This is a genomic window from Chitinophaga sp. (assembly GCF_036569185.1).
Classification (GTDB): domain Bacteria; phylum Bacteroidota; class Bacteroidia; order Chitinophagales; family Chitinophagaceae; genus Chitinophaga.
Genome location: NZ_DATCRD010000416.1, coordinates 38854 through 50106 on the forward strand (window position 1 = coordinate 38854; position 11253 = coordinate 50106).

Annotated in this window: 8 protein-coding genes; 4 read left to right on the forward strand and 4 right to left on the reverse strand. The window is 47.4% G+C overall.

What is annotated here, in order from left to right:
* Nucleotides 1-45: 45 nt before the first annotated feature.
* Genes VIM72_RS31115 through VIM72_RS31130 form a run of 4 tightly spaced genes read left to right on the forward strand, consistent with a single transcriptional unit; the run spans nucleotide 46 to nucleotide 4378 of the window.
* A complete protein-coding gene (locus VIM72_RS31115; RefSeq protein WP_414649078.1) occupies nucleotides 46-807 on the forward strand; it encodes an SDR family oxidoreductase in 762 nt (253 codons plus the stop codon).
* A 28-nt stretch (nucleotides 808-835) separates the two neighbouring features.
* Nucleotides 836-1888: a LacI family DNA-binding transcriptional regulator gene (locus VIM72_RS31120; RefSeq protein ID WP_332006689.1), complete on the forward strand. Its 1053-nt coding sequence runs from the start codon at nucleotides 836-838 to the stop codon at nucleotides 1886-1888.
* Between the two features lie 21 nt (nucleotides 1889-1909).
* On the forward strand, nucleotides 1910-3103 hold the full coding sequence (locus VIM72_RS31125) for a glucuronyl hydrolase (protein ID WP_332006690.1): 1194 nt from the start codon (nucleotides 1910-1912) through the stop codon (nucleotides 3101-3103).
* Nucleotides 3104-3121: 18 nt separating this feature from the next.
* Entirely contained in the window at nucleotides 3122-4378 is a 1257-nt protein-coding gene (locus tag VIM72_RS31130; RefSeq protein WP_332006691.1) for a DUF2264 domain-containing protein, read from the forward strand.
* Between the two features lie 18 nt (nucleotides 4379-4396).
* Here VIM72_RS31130 and VIM72_RS31135 read toward each other — a convergent pair whose 3' ends face one another.
* The 4 genes from VIM72_RS31135 to VIM72_RS31150 form a co-directional block, all read right to left on the reverse strand.
* Complete coding sequence (locus VIM72_RS31135; RefSeq protein WP_332006692.1) at nucleotides 4397-4924, reverse strand: GNAT family N-acetyltransferase; 528 nt, start codon at nucleotides 4922-4924, stop codon at nucleotides 4397-4399.
* 18 nt (nucleotides 4925-4942) lie between these two features.
* Complete coding sequence (locus VIM72_RS31140) at nucleotides 4943-8875, reverse strand: Pls/PosA family non-ribosomal peptide synthetase (protein WP_332006693.1); 3933 nt, start codon at nucleotides 8873-8875, stop codon at nucleotides 4943-4945.
* Nucleotides 8876-9035: 160 nt separating this feature from the next.
* Nucleotides 9036-9455: an SRPBCC domain-containing protein gene (locus VIM72_RS31145; protein ID WP_332006694.1), complete on the reverse strand. Its 420-nt coding sequence runs from the start codon at nucleotides 9453-9455 to the stop codon at nucleotides 9036-9038.
* 484 nt (nucleotides 9456-9939) lie between these two features.
* Complete coding sequence (locus VIM72_RS31150) at nucleotides 9940-10776, reverse strand: methylated-DNA--[protein]-cysteine S-methyltransferase (protein ID WP_332006695.1); 837 nt, start codon at nucleotides 10774-10776, stop codon at nucleotides 9940-9942.
* Nucleotides 10777-11253: the final 477 nt, after the last annotated feature.

Consider the following 11253-nt stretch of genomic DNA (forward strand, 5'->3'; position numbering starts at 1 on the left):
GCAGGCCCGTAAATGGCCTGCTGAAAAACATCCATCTCATTCATCATGGATTTATTTCAGTTAAAAGGAAAAACTGCGCTGGTTACCGGCTGCAAACGTGGTATAGGAAAGGCGATGGCGGTGGCACTGGCTTCCGCAGGTGCGGATATTATCGGGGTTTCTGCTTCCCTGGAGCTGAACGGCAGCGAAGTGGAAAAGGAAGTAACAGCATTGGGCCGCAGTTTTAAAGCCTACCAGTGTAACTTTTCAGACCGTACCAGTCTTTATGCCTTTATAAGGCAACTGGAGCAGGATGCACCGGTAATAGACATTCTTGTCAACAATGCAGGCACTATTCTCCGGAAGCCCGCGGCTGAGCACCCGGACGAGTACTGGGACGAGGTAATTAACATCAACCTGAACGCCCAATTTATCCTGACCCGTGAAATCGGGAAAGGAATGATTGCCCGTGGAAACGGAAAAGTTATCTTTACAGCATCTTTGCTCACCTTCCAGGGAGGGATTAATGTGCCAGGGTATGCCGCCAGTAAAGGCGCTGTAGGATCACTGGTGAAAGCATTTGCCAATGAATGGGCATCAAAGGGAGTGAATGTGAATGCCATTGCCCCGGGATATATTGCTACGGATAATACCGCAGCCCTGAGGGCAGATCAGCAACGCAGCAGCTCTATACTGGACCGTATTCCTGCCGGCAGATGGGGAGAACCGGAAGATTTTGCAGGACCTGTCATATTCCTCGCCTCAAAAGCGGCTGATTATGTGCATGGTACTATCCTTACAGTGGATGGTGGCTGGATGGGAAGATAAGAACTTTTACAGCTAATAGCCTCTATACATGAGCAAACGTACTGAAAAAACGATTGTAGATATTGCAGAAGAACTGAAACTCTCAGTATCTACCGTATCCCGTGCCCTGAATGATAATCCTAACATCAGCGCACGTACGAAAGACAAAGTGAAGAAGATGGCCCGTAAACTAGGCTATCGCCCAAATGCGCTGGCTGCCGGTTTACGCAACAATAAAAGTAAAACCATCGGGCTTATTGTGCCGCGCATCTCTATGTTCTTTCCTGCTGCCATCAGTACTATCATTCAAAACAAACTGCAGGAGCATGGCTATAATCTCATCATCTGCCAGTCGAACGATTCCTATGAACAGGAAGTGGCGTTGGTGAATACGCTGTACTCCGCACGGGTAGACGGTTTAGTTGTATCTACCACTTTGTACACCACCGATTTTTCCCATTTCGATGTATTCAAGGATAATAAAATACCATTGATATTTTTTGACAGGGTGCCCAAAGATTATAATGTAAAAGTAATTAAGGGAGATGATTATGTAGGAGGTTATACTGCCACTACTCACCTGATAGAAAAAGGATGTAAGGATATTGTTCACATATCAGGCCCATTGAGCTGTAATCTTTATGTGGAAAGGGTGGCCGGCTATAAGAATGCCTTACAGGAATTCAAATTACCGTTCAAAAAAACGCGGGTGTTCTACCACGAGCTTACACGTGACAACGCCTGGCAAACCTGCGAAAAAATATTCTCGCAACCACCGTTTCCCGATGGCATATTTGCTTCCAATGATACTACCGCCATTACTATTATGCAGTATTGCCGCAAGATCAATGTAAGGGTGCCCGAAGATCTGAAAATAGTGGGCTATTCAAACGATCCCCGCACAGAGATAGTTACACCTCCTGTTACCAGCGTTGACCAGTATCCGGCTATGATGGGTGAGCGCGTAGTAGCCGCCCTTATGGAACTGATCAATACTGCACCATCCAATACGCCACGTTATTCACAGGAAATAATACCTATTCAACTGATAGCCCGCGAGTCTTCTGCCGGTGCAGCAAAGAGCGGCGGAAAAAAGAAATGATCATACTATAATCACGTTATTATGAAAAAGAACCTGTTCTTTACGGTACTGTTATTACCCGCATTTTTCATGCAATCGTATGCACAGTCAGGAAAAGCAGATAAAGCTTTGCTTGCGAAAGCTGATGCTACCCTGCAATTTGCCGCCCGGCAATATAAGCTGATGATGGCACACGTGCCCGATACCGTATTGCCACGCAGCACCAATAAAGATGGCAGCCTGATGACTTCCAACTCCAGCTGGTGGACATCCGGTTTTTATCCCGGCACCAACTGGTATCTTTTTGAGTATACAAAAGATCCGGCCTTTAAGAACGAAGCGCTCAAAAAAATGGCGTTAGTGGAAAAGGAGCAATATAATACGCATACACACGACCTTGGATTTATGATGTACTGTCCGTTCGGAAATGCCCTGCGTATTACGAAAGACTCTGCCTACAAAGCCATTCTGCTTACCAGCGCACAATCCTTATCCACCCGCTTTAATCCAACAGTAGGCTGTATAAAATCCTGGGATCATGGCACCTGGAAATTTCCTGTGATCATTGATAACATGATGAACCTGGAACTGCTCAACTGGGCAGCCCGTGAAAGCGGTGATAAAAAATTCTCGGACATTGCGCGCACGCATGCCAACACTACCATGAAGCATCATTTCCGCCCGGATTACAGCTCTTATCACGTTGTGGACTATGATCCTGCCACCGGCGCCGTAAATGAGCGTAAAACACACCAGGGACTGGCAGACAGCTCCGCCTGGGCGCGCGGACAGGCATGGGGGTTATATGGCTATACACTTATGTACCGGGATACAAAGGATAAAGCTTACCTGGAACAGGCACGTCATATTGCGGACTTCATCCTGAATAACCCACATATGCCGGCCGACCTGGTGCCATACTGGGATTACGATGCGCCGGATATTCCCAATGCCCTGCGAGATGTATCAGCTGCATCAGTAGCTGCATCTGCCCTGCTTGAACTGAGCCGTTACACCAACAAAACAGATGGCAAACGTTACTGGAATGCAGCAGAGAAAATGCTGACAAGCCTTTGCAGCCCGGCATACCTGGCAAAAGAAGGAGAGAATAATGATTTTATTTTGATGCATAGCGTAGGCCACCTGCCAAACAAATCGGAAGTGGATGTACCGCTTACCTATGCGGATTACTATTTTGTAGAAGCATTGCTGCGGTATAAACAATGGGCGAAATAACACGGTAAATTTTTTTACATGGACAGACGCTTTTTTATCAAAGCTATTCCCATGGCGGGTATAGCCAGCTCAATAGGTTCGGAAAAAGGAGTGCTGAAAGCGATGGCTGCGGAGAAACCATTGTTGGGCGACAGGGCATATAACCTGGAGCTGATGATTCGTATATGCCGTCCCGTTATTGAGCAATTGAGTAAAGGGCAACTGAAAGCAACTATGCCTACCGAAGTGGCGCCCAACTACTCAAAACCGGTGGAGAAAGTAACCTACCTGGAGGCGTTTGGCAGAACCCTTGCGGGTATTGCTCCCTGGCTTGAACTGGGAGACGATAATACGTCTGAAGCCGGTAAGCGTTTGGCCATGCTGGAAATGACCCGTAAAGCAATAGCTATGGCGGTAGATCCTGCATCCCCCGATTACATGAACTTTACCGGTAAATTTGATGCACAGCCGCTGGTAGACGGCGCCTTCCTGGCGCATGGATTACTGCGCGCACCTAAACAGGTATGGGCGCAGTTACCGGCAAAAACACAGCAACAGGTGATCGACGGATTGGTCAGCCTGCGCAGTATTAAAGCATATACAAGTAACTGGGTATTGTTCTCCGCTATTATTGAAGCGATGTTGCTGAAGTTTGGCGCCGACTGGGACCGCAAGCCAATAGACTTTGCCGTGCAAAAGATCATAGAGTGGTATAAAGGCGACAGTATGTACGGAGATGGCGCACATTTTCATTACGACTACTACAACTCCTTTGTGATCCAGCCTATGCTGGTGGATGTACTCAAGGTAATGGCTGAAAAAGAAGAAAGCAGTAAAGCAAATTATGAACTTGCATTAAAACGTATGCAGCGTTATGCCGCTATCCTGGAACGGCAAATATCTCCGGAGGGCACTTTCCCTATAGTAGGCCGCTCTATGCCCTACCGCAATGCAGCATTTCAGGCATTGGCACAAATTGCACTGGAGGAAAAGTTACCGGAAGAGCTTTCACCCGCCCAGGTAAGATGCGCACTAACGGCAGTGAATAAACGAATATTTGAAGCGCCCGGTACCTTTGATAAAAAGGGATGGCTGCAGATAGGTTTCTGTGGGCACCAGCCGGACATTGCGGATGTTTATACCTCTACAGGCAGCCTGTACCTGTGCAGCACGGGCTTCCTGGCACTTGGATTACCGCCTGCGCATCCATTCTGGTCGGCCCCCGCGCAACTATGGACAACTGCAAAGGTATACAGTGGAGCTATGGTAAAAAAAGATCACGCTATTGATTACTGATATGCTGTAAAAAAAAGGTCATTCCGTACGGGACGGAAACAACGGAACCGGTTTTGTCCCGTCGGGCGTCAGCCATTTTTCATACACCAGCCGCACCGGTTCATAGTTTTCCAACGCCAGGAACTGTTGCATACGATAGTTATTAGCTAATGTATACCTTACTATTCTGCGTACACCCATCTCTACGTATATCCGTTCCAGTTCCTCGTTCATCATCCGGTAGATGCCCTGCCTGCGGAATTCAGGAGCCACATAACCATCAGAAACATATAAGGTATTGCCGGTGTAATCTTCAATCCGGCTTTCATCTGCTTCTTCCAGGTAGGCAAAAATAAAACCCGCCGGCACATCATCTGCATAAGCCACCAGGCAGGTACCCTTGCAGGTTTCCTGCATTTCCATCACATGCTGCATATAATTGGCGGCAATGCTTTCCCAGTCAGCCGTTTTGAAGAAAAATACTTTCTCTGAAAGATGCAGCTGTTCCATCATGGCGTTGATGAGCTCATAATGCTCCCTGATCTGTATGGATGTAATAGTGATCATTTCGTATAGCTGAAAGCGTTAGTCAGGTTTAACCGGGCTACCTGTCCAGCTGGTACCTGGCTGTAAGTTTTCTCCTTTCATCAGCAGCGATAATGGCGCAATGTTTACATCATCGCCCACTTCGCTGTCGTACAGGATAATAGACCTTGCACCAATACTGCTCCTGCGGCCTATTTTAATAGGCCCTATCTTCATTACCCTGTCTTCAAACAAGTGGGTTTGCGGACCGCTATCTTCATTCAGCACACTGTCGGTCCCAATTTCCACCATATCAAATTCGGTAATGTCTGCGGTGTTCAATAATACGCGGCGACCTGTTTTTACGCCCAGTAAGCGAAGCAGTACGGGAAGCCATGGAGTGCCTTTCAGGTATTCCAGCAGGAATGGAATAGAAAGCGCTTCATAGGTGGAAGTGATGGCTTCGCTGCGCCACACCTTGGAGGTCCACATGGGGCTTTGTAAAGCTTTGTATTTGCCGGTAAGGATCCATTTGAGCAGTACGGTAAAGAGGAATGCAGGCAGTCCCAGGAAAAACAGATAATAGAACGGGAACTGCAGCAGGATCATCCACCAGGATTCATCTGTTACCAGGTCATGCGCATAGGCAATGAAGAGGATACTGCAACAGATCACCACTGTTTCAGGAATAAGAATGCGGATAAACTCCACGGTGGCCCTGGCCAGCCTGCGTTGAGGCGAAGGGTGGGTGGTTAGCTCCGGTGGAAAGAAATGGCTTTCCTGTCGCCTTGGCAGCGCAATAGCCGGCGAACCAAACCAATCGCGTGCAGTGCTTGTTTCCAGTTGTTCTTTGGAAGGCGGTGTGGACAACACGCCTATCAGCATATTTTCCGGCAGTTCATATCCCTGGGGTATCAGGGCGCTGTTACCTACAAAGCTGGTATTATGGATAATCGTTTTTTCCAGTATCAGTTTTTGTCCGCGTACATCTGATTCACCAAGTGTTACCGCGTCTGCAATAAAGGCGCCTTCACCAATTTCCAGTAAAGGATGGGTAACGCTGCTGGCGGTGGATACTTCCGTGTTACGGCCAATTTTAGCCCCCAGTGCGCGGAACAGGGAAGAAATATACACCGTGGCAAAAATGGGATGTATCACGATCAATGATAAAGACATGAGTTGATCGGCAAACCATTTGCGAACATAGAATGGGCTGTAAACGGGGTAGGTGCCGGGCTTTATTCCCCATTGCAGTAAGCGGGTGAGCAGCACTGTTTGCGCAGTGAATAATATAATATAGGTAAGCGCCAATGCCGGTGTGATCACCATGTAATTAAAGTTGTAATCCGGCGCTGCATTATCCATTTGGTTCAGGATGATGATGGTGGGCAATAACGGAAGTAATACCGTGAATGGAAACACCAGCAGGAACATGGAAAAGATGGCGCCGTATTTTCTGCGGGTTGCATTGGATACAGGCAATGGTTGCGGTAAGTCGCTGATACTTTTGGTTACTTTTAATACAGCCGGACTTCCCTGCCATACTTCACCGGATTTTACCCTGCTGTTGCCAGGCAAAAAGCTAAGGTCCTGTAACTCGCTCCAGTCTTCCATTACTGTGTTGCCACCTATAACCGCGCTGCTACCTATGTATGCGTGATCGCCCAGATGTACGGTGCGCAGTTTCAACAGGCCATCTTCTATAAAGGCATTGTTGATGACCGCCTGTGAACTGATGCTCACATCACTGCCAATGGTAACAAGGTCTTCTGCGCCAATGGTTACTGCGCCGAGTTGTGCATCCGGCGCTATTTTCACACCCAGCATCCGCAGGTACCTGGGGTATAGCGGTGTGCCGTTAAGGAATTGGGATGGCATCAGCCGTTGGGTTGTTTTTACCAGCCACCAACGGAAGTAGTATGTGCCCCATAATGGATAATCACCTGCTTTCATCTTTCCTATAACGATCCATTTGGTACTGATAATAAGAACAGAGAAAAGGGGAGGCAGCAGGCAAAACATGATGAGGGCAGTAAGAATAGCATATCCCAGATGACTGGTATCCTGTTCTACATAATAGTATCCCAGGTAAGGCAGGAATATCTGCATAGCAAATAATCCAAAGATCACCAGTACCGCAATGGTTTGCGCTATCCAGCAGCTGAGGTGGCGCCACCAGGGTATTTTATTAAATACACGCGGTGGTTTCTGACCTTCCTGTGGTTGTGCCGCCCATACATTTACCAGTTCCTGTAAGGGGCGGTGTATGTAAATATCTTTGAGAGATGCGTTAGGCACGTTGGCCTCGCGGCGCAGTCGTGATACAAAGGCCGCTGCCAGTAATGAATGCCCGCCGAGGTCTGTAAAGAAATCCTGTTGGAGATCGATCGTCCGGTCGGGGAACACTTTCGACAGTATAGCCGTGATCCTTTCAGCTACAGGTGCATCCGGGTTGATGGCTTCATGGGTGGTTACTTCTGCAAAGGCAGCCGGCAGAGGCAGGGCTTTGCGGTTTATTTTTCCGCTGGGCAGGCGTGGCATATCTTCCAATGCCACAATGGTGCCTGGTACCATATAAGGTGGTAATACCTTTGCGAGCGCAGTGCGGAGGGCCTGTTCATCAAAAGGAGTATCATTTTCTTTCAGAATATAACCTACCAGTTGATCCTGGTCGTTGCTGTCTTTTTTAACCGCTACTGCGGCGGCTGCGATGCTGGCAATGGCATGGAGCTGGTTTTCAATTTCCCCCAGTTCGATCCTGTATCCGCGTAGTTTGATCTGGTCGTCCAGCCGGCCCTGGAAATCGATACTGCCATCGGGCAAAATGATAGCGGCGTCACCGGTGCGGTACAGGCGATCGCCAGGCAGTTCGGTCATACTGGCGGGTTTATCCACAAACTTTTCGTGCGTAAGCTCGGGCCTGTCGATATAGCCTGCGCCTACACCCGGGCCGGAGATCACCAGCTCTCCACGTTCTCCCAACGGAAGAATATCCAGTTTTTCGTCTACCACAGCCATGTTATAATTAGGCAACGGCTGACCGATGGTGATATAATCCCCGGGTTTGAGTGCCGCAAAAGTAGCGCTTACAGTAGTTTCCGTAGGGCCGTAACTGTTATAGAAGCGGCGTGGTGGAATGGCCCACCTGGATAATACCTGGGGGGTGCATGCTTCCCCGCCGGCGTTGATGAGGCGCAGCGAAGGAATGTTATCATCCATGATGGCCAGTAAACTGGGAACAGCATGTAATATGGTGATGTTTTCCCGGCGCAATACATCGCCCAGTTCATCGATGGCCTTGGCAGTAGTTGCATCGGCCACCCAAAGGGTGGCGCCTGCAAAATAGCTAAGCCAGGTTTCCTCGCACCACATATCGAATGATACGGAAAAGCCCTGGTATACTTTATCTGTAGCACGGATATTTAATACGGTTTGTTCCGCCCTGATCAGGTGGCAGATCTGCCGGTGACTGATGGGGATGCCTTTAGGCTTACCGGTACTGCCAGAGGTATACAGCACATAAGCGAAATTTTCCGGCTGCGGACCAGTTTCCAGAGAAAACACCCCGGAATGATCCGGCATTGGGGGAACGGTTAGTATTTCGGCATTCAGCTGCAGGGGCACTTCGCTGAAACAGGCTGCTGCCTTCACTTCTGTAAGCACGCCTTCCACTCTTTCTGCAGGCATTTCCCGGTCGAGCGGTACATAGGCAGCACCGGCTTTTATAATGCCAAGTATTGCTGCATGCAGTTCCAGGCTGCGCGGCCACCAGATGCCCACCACGCTTCCCGGGCCTATTCCCTTCGATTGAAGATATACGGCAATCGCATTACTCCAGTGATCCAGCTGCTGATAAGTGAGTGTTTGTTGCCGGAATACCAGTGCGGTGTGTTGGGCGTGTTCCCGCACGGTTTGGGAAAAGATATCCGCCAGTGTTTCATGGTGAAGCAGTTCTGGCTGTTGGGGCCCTTTAACTATACTGTAAACATTCATAAGTTCGCGTTCCCGTAGGTTTGGTATTGCAAAGTTAGGGGTAAGAATCGGAGCACAGCCTTATAATAGGCTTAAAAATAATAGGTTCTTTGGGGAAAAAAGCGTATAATTTGTTAAGGTGTTTTTAAGGTCACATCTTCACACAGGTAAACTTTAAACATCATTTCTGCAGGTAAGTTTCTATTTTATCCAGTACTCCTTTCCAGTAATCGTTCATTTTTATTCTTTCCTTCTCATCTTTCAGCCATTCGTGGTGAAAGGCGATAACCGTTTTTTCTTTGGCCGGAATCACCCTTATTTGCAGGGTAGATGAATCTGTGCCCGGAGCTTCCTGCCATTTCATCCGGATCACTTTACCGGTAGTAACGGAAGCAACCCTGATAGTAATACCGGAAGCGGTAGTATAGGTATCGTTTTTTTCAAAAGGGAGACTGGCGCTACCGTCCAGCCAGTACCCGAGAACAGGTTGTGTAAACAACATTTCCCAGGCATCTGCGGGGTTGATGGCAAGAGTGCGCCGGATGCCGGTTTCCCAGCCCTGGGAGTCTGTAAGGCCAACAGGTTTCTTTCCGGATGTCATTGTTTTTTTCGGAAAGGTAAGAAAACCAATGGATATTGGTATATGTAAAGGATTGATGCTGAATATTGATATAGTTTTTGTTGATCCCGGGGAACAAACGCAAAAATTTATATATGGAAATGCGAAATAATTTTTTATTTTTAAGGTAACCTATTAAGCACTACTGAGCATCTGCGGGAGGATGTGTTTATAGCAACCAAAATCTGAAAAACGGAATTATCACAAACGATATACTAACTTGATCAATATCTAAACCAGGCGCTGATCTTTCGTGAGAAACTAATGCGCATGCCTGCAGGCATGTTGATAACGCTTATACAATAGTGGTATTTTTGACTTTCTGATAAATTTTTTTCCTCGTCTAACCGGCAGGCACTATTTAGTGCTGGTCCTTTTTTTCATAAGCAAAAACGGGGCTGTCCTACACAAGCGGGCAGCCCTTTGTTTTGACTTTTACAGGAGGTTGATAAGATGATTATATTTTTCATCCGTCTTTATTCCCTTTTTTTGCAGCTTCCCATCCGATGATGGCGCTTTTGCGCGTGCTGCCCCAGTGGTATTGGCCGGTATCGCCGCTGGCTTTAATAACACGATGACAGGGGATCAGGAATGCCACGGGGTTTTGGGCAACTGCAGTGCCTACTGCACGGGATGCGTTGGGATGCTTGATAGTACTTGCCAGGTGCGAATAAGTAGTTAGGTTTCCCACCGGGATTTTCAGGAGCGCTTCCCATACTTTCAGCTGAAAGTCCGTTCCCCGCAGGTGCAGCTTAATTTCAGACAGCCGGCTCCAGTCCTGCGTAAAAATATACAGGGTGTTTTGCTGGATAAGATCTACCATCTGGGTAAACTGTGCATGGGGGAACTGGGCTTTCAGATCCTCGAAGGCCTGTTGCTGGTTGTCTGCAAAGGCCATATGGCAAATACCTTTGGAAGTGGATGCCACTATGATATCGCCGAATGGGCTTTCCGCGAAACTGTAATTAATGTGCAGCGCTTTACCGCCGTTTTTGTATTCTCCCGGCGTCATGCTTTCTATGTTGATAAACAGGTCATGCAAGCGTCCGGTACCTGAAAGCCCTGCTTCAAAAGCTGCGTCGAAAACGGTCACTTTTTCTTCTCTCAATATAGTTTTAGCATAATCCAGTGTAAGGTATTGAAGGAATTTTTTAGGAGTTACCCCTGCCCATTCTGCAAATACCCGCTGAAAATGAAACGGGCTCATATGTACGGCTGCAGCAATCTCCCGGAGATCGGGCTGCGTTTTGAAATGCGCTTTAATATAGTCGATTGCCGAGGCGATGGTGTTGTAATGATTCATGGCTTCAATGTTTTTAAACAAAGGTAGCTTCGTGAATATCGGCAAAAAACCCGGTTATTGCGGATTAATTACAGGCGCCTGCCTGGTGCCGCTACTGAAGTAGCATCCTTCAGGTACCGGTGATGCCTATACGTTAACAGGATAAGGAGAACAAAAGAAAATCTTTTATGAAGTAAATATATAAGATGCTGATAGCTAGTATTGGCAGGTGATTCAATTATTTTTGAAGAGATGAACCGGCAGTAATTTTTTTTTACTGCAATGAAAATTGAAATTTCTTTTTTATTTTTAAGCGACCAGTAATACTGGCAAGCCTTATTATGTAATTGTAGCGGCAACCAAAAATCTGAATCTAAACCTTTAAATACTATAACTGAATCTGAAACCTAAAATTCAATACTGTAAAGCATTGTAGCTAATTTAGTAACCTGGTCTTTTTATGCGTCCCAATCCGGTTTCATGATCCGGAGCAGGATG